This is a genomic window from Ruminococcus albus 7 = DSM 20455, assembly GCF_000179635.2.
Lineage (GTDB): Bacteria > Bacillota > Clostridia > Oscillospirales > Ruminococcaceae > Hominimerdicola > Hominimerdicola alba.
In genome coordinates this window covers 1232727-1247292 of the sequence record NC_014833.1, presented here as the reverse complement: position 1 = coordinate 1247292, position 14566 = coordinate 1232727, and the positions used below count along the sequence as shown (strand labels likewise).

The following is a 14566-nucleotide window of genomic DNA, read 5'->3' as shown; positions in this document are numbered from 1 at the left end:
TTATTGTTATATATGTAAGTGTGGTAATACTGACTTTACCTGTTACCTGACAGTGACGATCACAGCATTCCTGATAGGATCGGCTGTATTCCACTTGCCATTTACTTTTGCAGCAACAGCAACCTTGTAAGTCATGCCCGGGGTCAGGTTCTTGGGTGTGATAAAGTAGGTCTGTGAAGCGGGTATAGCTGAAGTCTGTACTCTCCACTTACCTGCAAGATATACAGCGATGCCGTAGTTTGTAGCTCCGCTGACAGGGTTCCATGAGAATCTTAACTGGTGGTACTGCTCGCTGCACTCTACCCTGATATTAGTCGGATAGTCTATTGCAGGCTGTGAATACTCCTTTGGTACAGCCATTACGATGTAGTTTACAGAATAGCCTTCTCCTCCGTTTGTTCCAAGGGTCACCTTAGTTCCCGAAGTAACATCACGCTTATAGAGAGCAAGCTCAACATCGTTTGAAGTGTACATAGACGTTCCTACTGCAGTCCACGAGTTCAGCCAGCTGAGCTGACTATTTACTCTGGTATCTACCGCTACATAGAGTGTTGTATCTGCACCTGCTGTAAATGTTGCAAGATCTGATGTGAACATCTTGGAATCGCAGGCAGTACGGATAGTTTCTGCATTTATCAGATTGCTTGGTACTCCCTGTACTGTGAAATCACGGTCACCGAAGATCTGTGAACCATTGTTAATGTCATAGCGGATAGACCAGTCTGAAGCATTTTCAGTATCATTGACGACAAGATTTCTGATGAGCTTTCCGTTCAGGGGCTCAGGAGCATTCTCTGTCATAAGTACGATATAGTTTACGCAGCCTGTTGAAACGCCGTTGGTTCCGAGAGTGATCTTGCTGCCCGATGTAAAGGTCTTTTTGAACAGCTCCATAGTCAGGTCATTTGATGTGGTTATAACATCACCTGTCTTAGTCCAGCCCGAGAGCCATGACGGCAGACTTCCTGTAATACGGCTGTCAACAGCTGTATATACAGTAATATCAGATGCTGCTGTAAAGTATCCGAGGTCGGATGTGACATTCTTGGAATCACAGGCAGTTCTGATAACTTCTGCATTGTTAAGATAAGACGGTACATTCAGTGCTGTGAAATCACGGTCACCGAACAGCATTGAGCCATATCCGAAACCATAACCAACAGACCAGTCGTAAGCGTTCTCACCGTCATTGACGATCAGATCTTTTACGAGTTTTCCGTTTATAGCCACAGGCTGATAGGATGAACTTGCATTCGTATAATAATATGGGCTCCAGCCGCTTAAATATGTATTTACATCCAGTCCGCTCGCGGAGGACCTTACTGTACCCGAAACACGGCCCGAAGTATTAACAGCACTGCCGTTAACAGTTGTGTTGTATTCCTTGAATCTTGCATTTTCGGGCTGATTTCCGCTCATGCTTGTCCATCCGGCAGAGGTTATCATGCTTTCCGAGGACAGCTTTGTATTTACGAACGCAACATCTGCATCAGCGCCCCATGGTCTGCCGAAGTATCCCGAGCCTACCTTCATGCCGCTTGTGCCATATACGTTACAGTCTGAGAACAGGTACTTTCCGTCACTCTTTGCAGCTGTGATGTAACCGCCGACAGACTTGTCGGTATAGCCTGCCCATACAAGGTCACATTTCTGGAAAATACAGGTGCCCTGACCGAAGATATAATCTGTGTTGCCTTCTATGCGGCACTCGCGGAAGTATTCGTGTGCGCCCCTTGTGAACAGCGTATCCTGGCTTCCCAGGAAATTACACTTGTAAAACTCACTGTAATCGCCCTCGATAGCGATAGCAGCTGCACGCTCGGTAGCGGTCTTGCTCTTAACATCAGCGCCCTTGTAACGCTGGAAAGTTATAGACTCACTGCCGGACACCTGAACACCGTCCGAGATCTCTTCATCGGTAACATAACGGTTGAATGAGTTTTCAAATGTGATATACTCAGCACGGAAGTGAGAAGCATTGGTATGGAGGGCAACTGCACTTCCCCAGCGGGTAGCTTCACCCTTAGATGACTTATTCTTCGCATTGGTAGCATTATAATAACCGTCACTGCCCATGCTGTAGTACTTGTAGCCGATACCGTAATACCAGGTGATCTTTACTTCCTTTGAAGGCTCGTCGTTGATCAGGCTGATATACGGTGTATTTATGCGCACCTGCTCACGGTAAGTACCGGGTGCGATATGTATGCTCACACGGGTCTGCTCGGAAGAAGGATTCTTGGAAGCTGCTGCATTTACAGCCGCCTGTATTGTATTATAGTTGTTAGACTTATTGCTGTAGCCGACATACAAATGTGTACCCTGTGTCTGCTGGGTAGAACCTGAAGGTTCGGGCAGAGTGCCGAGCTTGATATTATTGGCACACCATGTTCCGTACCACGAATATCCTGTTCTGCGCTCCTGACTTATCTGTGTAACATCTGTATACGCCTTGCCGTCACGGTCTGCAAACAAAGGCTTGGAGTAAGTAAGATCATAGAAACGCGCCCATATAGTTGAACCGCTGGATGTGGTCAGTACTTTATCCGACTTATCAGAATTCCAGTCCCACTTTTTATTCTCGATCTTTACTGAATCAAACCACCTGACTGCAGCATTTATACTGCGTATAACATCTGCACTCTTCTTTGAATCGGGAAGTGAACGGAGAAAATCAACTACGCCTGCACTCTCTGAAGTACATACCGACGGCAGCTCATAAGCTCTGGCTGCTGCGGGAGCAAGAGTGTATTCATCATGCTGCTGACCCCATGCCGTAAGAGTTCCGTTTATCTTTATCTGTGTATTGAGGATACAGTTTATACCCTTGTTAACTGCATTTTCTGCCTTGCTCTGATAGCTGCTGTCCACCCACGAGAAAGCACCCGACTTCTGGGATACTTCAAGCATGATCTTCAGCACCTGCACCATAGCACTGTCATTATAGGTAATATGTGCATGATATGTACCTGCATCGTTGAACACCTGAGGCCAACCGCCGTTGGAATACTGTCCGTTTATAAGCAGATCCAGACCCTTCAGACACGCAGTCTTATACTTCTGGGTACCTGTAGCGTTGTATACGCTTGCAAGGAACCTTATCTGTCCCCATGTAGCGTTATTATCTATAGTGGATTTGTTCCACGAACCTGTTGTAGCCGTTTTCATATCCTTGCGCCAGCCGCCGTCCGAAAGCTGATAAGCTATCATCTCATCAGCAAGCGCGGTCGCTTCTGAACTTTTCCACCATGATGAATCCTTTTTTGAATAGGTACTCCAGCTGAAATCATTCTCACCCGCATTTGCCACTATACTCATCTGAATATTCGGCAGAAGCGGTGTCGCTGTTGATGCCAGCATTCCTGCTGCAAGCAGCACACAAGCTGCACCCCTAGTTGATCTTTTCATAACTCGATCCCTCCTTAGATCTAAATACACCACTGGTTCAGACATATTGATTATGTCTAATAATCTAACCAAAAAAATTATATCATTGTTGATTAAATTTGTCAATGGATTGCAAGACTGTTCATTTTATAGATTATAACTTTTAACATTTTTGCAACAGTTTAATATATCAATATTGACATATATTGATATAATGTCGTGACAAAAACACCAATCCCTGCAACATAAATACGTATGGCGAATCACTTTTTTTTGTTGATCAAGGCCATTCGTTCCCGGATCCCAAAATACTGTCATATATGCCTGCTTACGGAGTTATTCTTACACCGTTCTGTTCACTGTAATACTGTCAAAAATAAATAGTAAAAATATGAGAGTAGCTCTCATTTTAGCAAAGATGTAGAATCTGATATGAAATCATTGACAATTCTATCCTTTCAAATTATAATATTAAATTGAGAGTTATTATCATATTCGCGGAGGTGAGCACAGTGAAAGGTTACATGAAAAGGATCGTAACATTACTGATACTTATATTATTCGGTTTTGTAATTATAGGCTCATCCTGTTTTATAATAATGAAGGCAGATCATGACTGTACTGGTGACGGCTGCTCTGTATGTTACGAGCTTGCACAGTGCCATAAGATGATCAATACTCTCGGTACAGCAGTTGCAGGAGCATTAAAGCTTAGTCTTTTACTCTGCATTATCACTGTGTCCTGCAGGGTCATCATAAGATCACGTCCTGCACACAACACCCTTATATCTCTGAAAGTTGAGCTTCTGGATTGATGACCGACACTCAGACAATGTCAGAAAAACACACAGACATCGTAAAAGGGTATTTATGCCCGATCAGTATTATGCGATTATTTATTTCGGAGGATCAATATTTATGTTCAAGAAAAAAACAGCTATTTATGCTCTTGCAATAGCTATGACAATGACCGGTATAACAAGCTGCGGCACTGCTGCAAAAGCTTCAGATAATAATAAAAAGACTGCATCCGATACAGAGACTTTCAGTGTAGTATGCACTATATTCCCTGAGTATGACTGGATAAAGGAGATACTTGGCGATCACGCTGATAATGTCGAGCTCACCTATCTTCTGGATAACGGTGTGGATCTTCACAGCTATCAGCCGACTACTGAAGATATACTGAAAATAACTACCTGTGACCTGTTTATATATGTAGGCGGAGAATCGGATGAGTGGGTAACAGATGTTCTTAAAGATCCGCAGAACAAGGATATGAAAGTCATTGATCTCATGGAAGTTCTCGGGGATTCCGCCAAAGTGGAAGAACTGAAGGAGGGTATGCAGGAGGACGAACATGAGCATGAACACGATCATGAACACAGCAAGGAAGTATCCACCTTTGAGGACGATGAAGTAAAGGACAGAAGTCTTTCTGACTGGGCAGGCGAATGGCAGTCTCCGTATCCGTTCGTACTCGATGGTACACTCGATGAAGCATGGGATGCGATGGCTGAAACAAAGGGAAAAATGACCGCCGAGGAGTACAAGGAATACTACAAGACCGGCTATGAAACAGACATAAAGTCAGTAAAGATAGACGGTGACAATATCACATATACCTATGATAACGGAAAAACTGTAAGCTCTGATTATAAGTATACAGGCTACTTCATACAGGATTGGTCAAGCGGAACAAGAGGCGCAATGTACCGCTTTGAAGCTGAGGATAAAGGATCAGGCGCACCTGTTTATATCGAGATCAATGATCACATGATCGAACCTGCCAAGGCTGAGCATTTCCACCTGAGAATGAGCAACGAAAGCTATGATGCTATTGTTGATCCCGAAAAATACTGGCCTACATTCTTCCCCGCTGATATGAGCGGCGAGGAGATCTGCGATCACCTTGCAGGTCATGACAAGGATCATGAAGAAGACGAACACGAGCATGAACACGAAGAGGGCGAGGAAGAATACGACGAGCACGTATGGCTGTCTGTCAAAAACGCAAAGATCCTCTGTGCTGAGATAGAGAAAAATATAGAGGCTATAGACTCAGCTAATGCCGCTGATTACAGGGCTAACCTTGACAGCTATGCCGCAAAGCTTGATGAACTTGATAACAGCTTCAGTACACTGGTCGATAATTCTTCTGTAAATACACTTATTTTCGGTGACAGATTCCCCTTCCGCTACTTCGTTGATGATTACGGTCTTGATTACTATGCAGCATTCATCGGCTGCTCGGCTGAAACCGAAGCAAGCTTTGAAACTATCTCTTTCCTTGCCGATAAAATCAATGAGCTTGATTGCAAGACTATCTTCACACTTGAAAATTCAAGCAAGGATATTGCTGAAACTATCATAAGCACATCAGGTAAAGGTGTAGAGATCGCTGAACTGAATTCACTACAGTCAGTATCACAGGACGATATCGCAGGCGGTGCAAGCTACATATCACTTATGCAGAAAAACTATGATGTTCTTGCAGGCGTTCTGAAATGAGGTGCAGTATGAATAACAACAAAAAGATCCCCGTAATTCTTATAACAGGTTATCTCGGTTCGGGAAAAACCACACTTATGCAGAATCTTCTGAAACAGGAACAGCGCAAGATAGCACTTATCGTTAACGATATGGGCAGTGTCAATATAGATGCCGCTCTGCTTAACAAGAACCGCGACCGCGTTTCTTCCGTAGAAATGGTAGAACTTCAGAACGGTTGTATATGCTGCACCCTCCGTGATGAATTCATCGCTGAGATAGAACGTATATCTCAGCTGCCCGATATTGAAGCAGTATTCGTTGAAGCATCGGGCATAAGCGAACCCTCCAATATAGCAGCATCTTTCGTGATATATACCGAGGATAATCCCGATACCAATGTTTACCTGAGTTCCGTTGTTTCCGTTGTGGACGCTGACCGCATATATAACGAATTCCTTCGTGAGATATCCATGGAGAACGACACCGAAGAGGGAGATATAATCAATCTTATCATAGACCAGATAGAGTTCTGCGACCTGGTCATACTCAACAAGACCGACCTTCTTTGTGAAAGACAGATAGAAGAAGTAACAAAGGCTATCCGTGACATACAGTCCGAAGCGGAGATAATCCCCGCAGTTAACAGCGTAGTGGATACAGACAAGATACTTCACGGCAAGGAATTCGACTACCATTCGGTAATGGCATCATCATCGGTACAGCGTGCACTCAACACCAACGAACCGAATGACAAGGAAGCGTGTATGGACGAATACGGTATAACTTCATTTGTTTATGAGGAAGTACGCCCATTTGACCGTGATAAATTCATGGCACTGGTGGATGAGTACCCGACAGAACTTATACGCACAAAAGGGTATATGTGGTTCGCGGATGATGATGTACATATACAGCTGTTTGAGCAGGCAGGAAGAAATGCAAGCGTGACAGAGCTGAATGAATGGCTCGCATCCTGCCCACAGGAAGAAGTCGATGCCATGCTTCAGGCTTATCCCGATCTTAAAGACGATTGGGATGATAAATACGGTGACCGCATAAACCAGCTTGTTTTCATAGGAAAAGACTATAAGAAAGCAGACATTCTCTCAAAGCTGAATGCGTGCCTTGTAACCGCATGATATAAATGCCCCCGAAAGTTAAGAGGGATACCCATATAGAAGTTTTGCCCCTAAGCACTTCAAAGTGCTTAGGGGCATTCTATTTTATACGGCCGCTAAAACAATTCATAATTTATCTTACCAATTCTATCGTTTGGGCATCGGCATCCAGCTTAGCCGTGATTCCGATAGGCAGTGTCAGCATGGGTGCACAATGGCTAAAATCACACTCGGCAAGCACGGGATAATTCGGTCCGTTCAGATAATCGTATATAAACTCATAATACGTTTTCTCTGTCCCGTAATGCTGAAATTGCCTGCATTTCCCGATGATAAGCCCTCCAATCATGTCGAAAACACCGCAGATTTTCAACTGAGCCAATGTTCGTTCCAGGCTGCACGCCCACTCCTCGGTATCTTCAATGAACAGAATATCACCCTTGCGTATTTCCGGCATATATGGGGTACCCCATATATTTCCGATAGTATACAGGTTCCCGCCGATAAGTCTGCCCGATACCTTTCCGCCGCTCAGAGTTATAATCTCATTTGGGATACACTTTTCCTCGGTTAATTCCTGCGACCATTCTATAACGTCGTCAGAATAGTATTCGGGGAAAAAATATTTGTGGCATTCTTCAAAGTTCAGCACATCGCAAAGGCTTTTTAAGGCGATATCCCGATACGGACTGAGCCTTGCATAGCTTGTTACAAAGTTCGAGCCGTAATATGTGGGTACGCCTGTTTTCGTATAAATTGCCATCAGCAGCGCCGTCACATCCGACATACCTACAACGGGTTTCGGGTTTTCCGCGTAGAATTCATAATCAATGTACGGGAGCATACCGTTTGTCACCTGACCGCCGACACTCGCCATAAGTATACGGACCTCGGGATCGTGAAGCAACGCATTGAATTCATCAGCTCTTTCTTCTGGTGAGCCTGAAACGTATGCATCTGCCTTTCCCCATAGCTTGCCGTGCTTTACATTAAAACCCTGGGAGCGAATATAATTCTCTGCACGAGCAGCAGCTTCCGGCGCTTCATTTGTGATGCACCACGACGGGCTGAAAACGCCTATTGTTGAACCTGTTTCTATTTTCATAGCTTTTCCCCTATTCATCGAATATAAATCAATCCCGATATATATTAGTAGCAATTATAACATAGCATCGCTGCATTGTCAATAAAAAACGCCATAGTACTTCTGACTTAAGATCAGAAATACTATGGCTTAAAACTTCTTTATAAGCACAACCCATACCCTTCGGGGCATTTATCATATAAGATCATAATGATCTTTCAGCATACTCTTTCTGATTGGGGATGATAAAGCTTGTTAAGCATCGTCCCGAGTTTTTTTGCGTATAACTACGCACTCAATACAGTATGTCCTTCATGGCCGAGGATTTACCTGAAAATATGATTTTTTTGTTGAAAATCATTGAAATGATCGCCGGATTGTGCTATAATATTTATTATATATATCATAAGGAGGAACAGTATCATGGCATCACTTACAGCCGAAGCGATCTGCAAAACATACGGAAACGGCGAAAACATTGTGAAAGCAGTAGATAACGTCAGCTTTACTGTACCGAAAGGACAGATGGCTGCTATCATAGGTGCATCAGGCTCGGGCAAATCTACCCTGCTGCATATACTAGGCGGTGTTGACCGACCTACTTCCGGCAAGGTACTGCTGGACGACACAGACGTATATGAACAGTCAAACAAGGAGCTGGCCATATTCAGGCGGCGAAGAGTAGGACTTATATATCAGTTCTACAACCTTATACCCGTACTTACCGCAGAGGAGAATATGACCCTTCCCTGCATAATGGACGGCAAAAAGCCCGATCAGAAAAAGGTCGAGGAAATGCTGGAGCTAATGGATATCAAGGAAAGGCGCGGACATCTTCCTTCGCAGCTTTCGGGCGGACAGCAGCAGAGAGTATCCATTGGCAGAGCACTTCTTACTTCACCCGATGTTATACTTGCAGATGAACCTACGGGAAATCTTGACAGTAAAAACTCCGCCGAGATAATCAAACTGCTCAGGACCTCTAATCTTAAACTAGGGCAGACGATGATAATAATAACCCATGATGAAAATATTGCCAAACAGTGCGACCCTCATCATAACCATGTCAGACGGCAGGATCGTTAAAGATGAGCTGACAAATTCAGGGAGGTGAGGTCATGTTTGAGAGGTTACTGGCGCTAAGGTATATCAAGTCACAAAAGCGCCACAGCATCTTCACCATCTGCAGCATAACGATCGCTGTCGCACTGATGACGCTGCTGTTCATAGGCTATTCGACATTCAGGGGAATAGTCCGTGAATCGGTATATGCGGATAAACCATACCATTTCAGGATCATGAAGCTCACCGAAGAAGAATATGAGCAGCTTGCAGAAAATGAAGAACTGAGCATAAGCGATCACACTAACGAAGCAGACGGTACCATATCGGCAGAGGTCATGCTGAATGGATATCACGAGGATATAGGTCTGTATATTTTCAGCCTTTTCCCGGAAAAACAGCTTTACAGTGACCGATTTGAAGAATTCGATACATCGCAGATAGATGTGAACTACGATCTTATAAGTGCGGATAAACTGGATTTCCCGTCGAGATATGAAGCACTCCGTGACCTTGCTGTATATTTTATCTTTGTATTCCTGCTGGTCATCGCACTTAGACTTATGATAGATACAGCCTTTGAGATAAGCGCCAAGGAGCGTGAAAAACAGTTCGGTATGCTGCAATGCATGGGCGCTGAACCAAAGCAGATAGTCCGCACTATCACCTATGAAGGTCTTATCCTTTGTATTATCGGTCTTCCACTCGGTATGCTGCTGGGATTCGGGGCAAGCGCCTGTGCCCTGAAGGTAATTGATTCCAGCGACGTGGCAGAAACTTTCTTTACTGCAGAAAAAGCGCATGATCTGATGCACCTTCATGTCAGTCCGCTGATGCTTGTACTATCAGCAGCGACAGGTCTGGTCTGGGTATTTCTCTCGGCTTATCAGACAGGTATGCGTGCGATCAAAAAAACTCCTATACAAGCTATATTCGGCAGCAGCAACAAAACGAACAAGGTAAAAAAAGCTTCCGTATTCAGTTCTGTGTTCGGCTGGAAGGGCAAGCTGGCTTCACGCAATAACCGCCGTCAGCCGAAGCGTTTTGCTATAACCGTTATATCTCTGACACTGTCAATCGCACTGTTTGCCTCATTTTCAGTCGTACTCAGACAATCTCTTGCGGCTTTTGAAAAGCTGGTCGACATAATCGGACTTAACTACGATCTTGGCGTTGCGATAAAAAGTGAGCAGGGAAAGCCTATGGACTACAAGGCAGGCTATGATGCACTGATGGAAACAGGATTATTCGATGTGAATGATTTCTGCAAGGAGCAGGTATCATATATACAAACTTCTGACGGCACAATGAATACCTGTGTGCTGAGATACTATCCCAGAGATGTGCTCGAAAAGAAATTCGCAGGAGAACTGCCTGTAAGTTATGATGAGCTGACATCGCAGGGTGCGTACCTTATGATGAACAGCGCTGCAGATGCAGTTTCAGAGCACTTCGATACTCCCAAAAAGCTGGAAGTAGGTGTGATGGAAAAAACGATCATATCCGACGAAGAGTATAATGCCATGAGCGCCGCAGAAAAGGAAAAGGTCAAGGACTACTATATCGATGATTTCAATACTGAAAGCAAGAAACTGGAATATCGCTATACAACAGAGCTTTACCCCACAGTATTGAATGTCGCTGGCTCTGCGCCCATATTCAGGTCAGAAGAAGGTAAGGCTCCTACCTCTGAAGAACAGCTGGCAGGAAATGCTATTATACTTGCCGGTACTCTTGACTACTATAATAACAGTGCATACACTCTGGCAGGCAAAGGAAGCCTTGCTATTCTTGACGGATTTGAGTATGTACACCTCGATCTCAAGGACGATAATGACTACGAACAGGCAAAGACCTTTATCAATGCGAATACAGAACTTATGAAGCTAGACGAAGACTATCACGGTGATATGCTTAAAATGCGCTCGGGTGTAGGTGCCATAAAGATAGGCTCTGTTTTTCTGAGTATAATCATCGGTATAATCGCACTGGTGAATATGGTGAATATATTGTCTACCGGCTTGCTTAACCGCAAGGCAGAACTTGCTTCCATGCAATGCATGGGCATGACCGAAGGTCAGATGTACGGAATGACAGTGATAGAATGTTTACAGTATTCGCTGACTGCAGGTGTGCTGGCAACAGGACTAATGGAAGGTCTAATGGGTCTGATGGTACTGCTTCTGAAACGGATAAATCTTTATGAGGAACTCGGTTACATAGTGAACTTCATCGAACCTGTTCCGCTGATATGGATAGCCGCAGCCATCGCATTTGCAGCCGCTGTGATATCATCGCTGATAACACTTGGAAAGATAAACAAGGAAAGTCTTACAGACCAGATGAGGACGTTCGACTGATACGGATAATATCTTCTAAGGAGGTACCTTTACTATGGATACCGATAACCGCGCATATCTTTTCGGTCAGATACTTGGTACGCATTCTTTTCTGCTGAAGGACGGTTTTTTAAAACCCGATGAATATTCCGAGATAAGCGAACAGTATTTTCTCCCGGGAGGTGAAACCGGTACTGCGGCTACAGTGCTGGCTTCACTGGGAGTGTCCATAAAAATGGACGGTACTCAAATCAGAACAGAAGTCGCGCCTATGCTTAAAGAATTCTATCGTGATAAGACCGTGGATATATCATCCCTGGGCTTATTACAGGATGATGCGGGTATTATGGACTATGTGGTGATAGCAGGACTTGTGCGCTCACCTATGGGAAGATTCGCACAGCTGTTCTCATCAGGCAAAAGATGGTGGGGCATCCCAAAAGAGGAAGATATTTCAGGCTGCGGTGCTGCCGGGATAGATCCTTTCTTTGGTGAAGAATCACTGCTGGCAGCAAGGCTGTGCATAGAACTTGGTGTCCCCTATGTTACCATAGATGCACCTCACGATTCGTTTCTTCACCGTCATGCAGCAGTAAACGCAGTTTCACGGGAATGCACTTCTATCCGCTACAAAGGTATGCCGTCAGAGGCTGTGCTTGAACTTATGATGTCTTCAGGCGAAGGGCTGACAGTTATAACACAGGGCGGAGATGATATGCTTTACGGCAGAAATGGCGGAAAGATACAACGAATGAAACCATTCGATGTATCTGTAAAAAGCACACTCGGTGCCGGTGATACATTTAAAGCAGGCTGTATCTACGGTCTGCTGAAACACATGAACGATGACAAACTTGTGCGTTTCGCCAGTGCCTGCTCAGCCATAGCAATATCACGCTTTCCTCTGCCGCTTTATCCGCCGACACTCTCGGAAGTACAGGCACTGATAAACCAAAAATAATATAAACAAGGCTGCTCAGCATATCGCCGGGCAGCCTTGTTCTTATTTTGCCAAAAGTTTTTTGCCTTTAACATGGGCGGCTATCTTCGAGATATCAGAGATATTCACCTTGCCGTCATTATTGGTATCAGCGCGTTTCTGTGACTTGTCGTCAAGTGGTTTTCTGCCCTTGACATAGGCAGCCGCTATGGCGATATCAGAAACATTTATCATTCCGTCGCCGTTAGCATCTCCGAGAATATAGTCATCATCAGTGTTTCCATCATATTCATACTCCTCGGTGATCTGATGACCGCATTCTGTGCAGGTATATACTATAATACCTTTTTCTTCCTTTGAAGCTTCTTTCGTGATAACTCCGTCATCGAAGCTGTGACTTTCTGTCTTGATCTCACTGCATTCAGTGCAGGTACAGCTGTGTGTATTGTCATTGTCGCTTATCCACTGCCCCCATGTATGAGCATTGTGAGGCTCCTGTGGCACAGGTATAGGTTCAGCGCCACAGTACTCAGTCCCGCTGCAGACCATTACCGCCTCACCAGTTTCAGGGTCTGTGTCCTTTACATATTGATGTTCATGTTCGTTTACGGTAAAAGTACAATCCATAAGGTAGGCTTCTCCGCTTGTACTTTCAATATACACAAGGAAAGGCTGTACACCCTCGGGGGCAGTAAGCATACCTGTTATATGTCCCATGCTGTCCATAGTAAGCCCCTCGGGAAGATGGTATCCCGCAGAATAATGTGCATCGGTAAAACTCTTGACAGCGTGCTTTTCGGAATGCTGATCGGGACAGGAGAAGTTAACTTTCAGCTGTATATCAACGTAATTATAACGGCAGGCTGAAAGATCGTACTGCTCCAGTGCGATGAAGTCCTTCGGCGCCGTAAGATATGTGTGATTATCATAGGTACGGCTTACAGTCAGCTTGTCTGTATAAGTATCAGGTACACCATAAGCTGTCAGCATAATATCATCCATATGACCCTTGATATCACCGTTACCGCCATACCTGAACATATATCCGTCAGCCGCCTTCAATGATATACTGTATGCAGGATTCGGGCTTACTATATATCCGTTTGCATCAACACCTGTCCAGGATATGCTCTCAATAGTGTACTTTTCGCTCATAGTACTTATATCCGAAATACCGGGTGCTTTATCACCTATGAACAGCTTTCCTATCCCTTCCAGTTCAAAGGAGGATATACTCTTATCAGGATCGCCGTCAACTACGCTGATATTTATCCCTTTGCTGTAATAACTTCCGTGTTCGGTAATGATATGTCTTAATATACAGGAACTTTCTTCTGCGGATATGTCCTTGATTGTAAGCCTGCTGCCTTTTATAATGTACTTATCAGAACTTGTTATCGTAACATCCGTTCCATTCTTCCGCATTATCCATTCATCAGTAATGATATGATCACATGGATGCTCATGGTCATAATCACAGGGAATGGAGATCTCTGCATCCTCACCCCCTATAAATGTCATGCTTGTTTCATTTACCGTGAACGCAGGAATAAAGCAGGCTGATACTGTTTGTGTGTCAGCATATTCCTTTCCGTCCGAAAAACGGCAGAAATACGTTTTGCCGTCTGCTTTTACGCTCACTGAAGTCAGACCGCTTTCATCAAGGGCAGTCAGCTTTCCGCATGGATGTATGCCATTCAGACTGCGGCAGTACCATCTTGCAGTATTCGCATTATCTGCCTTAGCAGTAAGTGTCACATCCTCATTATAGTATACATCTGATACAGCAGAGGGCTGTTCGGTTATTTCTATTGGTTGGATATCGGTTGATCTGAGGATAGGGGTGTTGACAGTGCCACCTACATAGCTGTGATTTTCACTGAACTCCCCTGCCATATCCGCAGATACCGTAACTATGCCCGAAGGCTGCATCACCCACAGCATCGCAGCAGATGTCAACAATGACACCATTCTGTGTTTTCTTTTCAAATCAAGACCTCCTTTCGGATATGTACTATTTAGTTTAATAAACATCCACTTTATAATAGTATATTAACATATAAAGATCAAAAAAACAATACCTCACCGCTTATTAAACCAAACAAATTTCCGATGCATTTATTATTCATATCGTACATAATGT

8 protein-coding genes and 1 pseudogene are annotated in these 14566 nt (G+C 44.2%); 6 read left to right on the top strand and 3 right to left on the bottom strand.

From position 1 onward, the window contains the following. Positions 1-42 precede the first annotated feature (42 nt). The gene (gene pelA, locus RUMAL_RS05475) at positions 43-3408 is read right to left on the bottom strand and encodes a pectate lyase (RefSeq protein WP_013497783.1); all 3366 of its coding nucleotides are present in this window, start codon (positions 3406-3408) and stop codon (positions 43-45) included. 491 nt (positions 3409-3899) lie between these two features. Between pelA and RUMAL_RS05470 the strand changes: the two genes are divergently transcribed. From RUMAL_RS05470 to RUMAL_RS05460, 3 genes are all read left to right on the top strand, one after another. Further along, positions 3900-4202 (top strand): hypothetical protein, encoded by a 303-nt coding sequence (locus RUMAL_RS05470; RefSeq protein WP_013497782.1) that lies wholly within the window; start codon positions 3900-3902, stop codon positions 4200-4202. A 103-nt stretch (positions 4203-4305) separates the two neighbouring features. Then, entirely contained in the window at positions 4306-5898 is a 1593-nt protein-coding gene (locus RUMAL_RS05465) for a metal ABC transporter solute-binding protein, Zn/Mn family (protein ID WP_013497781.1), read from the top strand. Between the two features lie 8 nt (positions 5899-5906). Then, the gene (locus RUMAL_RS05460; protein WP_013497780.1) at positions 5907-7019 is read left to right on the top strand and encodes a CobW family GTP-binding protein; all 1113 of its coding nucleotides are present in this window, start codon (positions 5907-5909) and stop codon (positions 7017-7019) included. Between the two features lie 112 nt (positions 7020-7131). On the opposite strand, the gene RUMAL_RS05455 is transcribed toward RUMAL_RS05460, so the two are convergent. Next, complete coding sequence (locus tag RUMAL_RS05455) at positions 7132-8103, bottom strand: S66 family peptidase (protein WP_013497779.1); 972 nt, start codon at positions 8101-8103, stop codon at positions 7132-7134. A 402-nt stretch (positions 8104-8505) separates the two neighbouring features. On the opposite strand from RUMAL_RS05455, the pseudogene RUMAL_RS05450 reads away from it, so the two are divergent. From RUMAL_RS05450 to RUMAL_RS05440, 3 genes and pseudogenes are all read left to right on the top strand, one after another. Continuing rightward, a pseudogene (locus tag RUMAL_RS05450) lies at positions 8506-9196 on the top strand (ABC transporter ATP-binding protein). A gap of 4 nt (positions 9197-9200) precedes the next feature. Next, positions 9201-11504: an ABC transporter permease gene (locus RUMAL_RS05445; RefSeq protein ID WP_013497777.1), complete on the top strand. Its 2304-nt coding sequence runs from the start codon at positions 9201-9203 to the stop codon at positions 11502-11504. Positions 11505-11538: 34 nt separating this feature from the next. Continuing rightward, positions 11539-12444: a carbohydrate kinase family protein gene (locus RUMAL_RS05440; RefSeq protein ID WP_013497776.1), complete on the top strand. Its 906-nt coding sequence runs from the start codon at positions 11539-11541 to the stop codon at positions 12442-12444. A 42-nt stretch (positions 12445-12486) separates the two neighbouring features. Here RUMAL_RS05440 and RUMAL_RS05435 read toward each other — a convergent pair whose 3' ends face one another. Beyond that, positions 12487-14412, bottom strand: a complete 1926-nt coding sequence (locus RUMAL_RS05435) for a dockerin type I repeat-containing protein (protein ID WP_013497775.1) — start codon at positions 14410-14412, stop codon at positions 12487-12489. Positions 14413-14566: the final 154 nt, after the last annotated feature.

Coding starts and splice junctions, on each gene's coding strand:
- pelA (WP_013497783.1), bottom strand. CDS start 3,408: ATGAAAAGATCAACTAGGGGTGCAGCTTGTGTGCTGCTTGCAGCAGGA.
- RUMAL_RS05465 (WP_013497781.1), top strand. CDS start 4,306: ATGTTCAAGAAAAAAACAGCTATTTATGCTCTTGCAATAGCTATGACA.
- RUMAL_RS05460 (WP_013497780.1), top strand. CDS start 5,907: ATGAATAACAACAAAAAGATCCCCGTAATTCTTATAACAGGTTATCTC.
- RUMAL_RS05455 (WP_013497779.1), bottom strand. CDS start 8,103: ATGAAAATAGAAACAGGTTCAACAATAGGCGTTTTCAGCCCGTCGTGG.
- RUMAL_RS05445 (WP_013497777.1), top strand. CDS start 9,201: ATGTTTGAGAGGTTACTGGCGCTAAGGTATATCAAGTCACAAAAGCGC.
- RUMAL_RS05440 (WP_013497776.1), top strand. CDS start 11,539: ATGGATACCGATAACCGCGCATATCTTTTCGGTCAGATACTTGGTACG.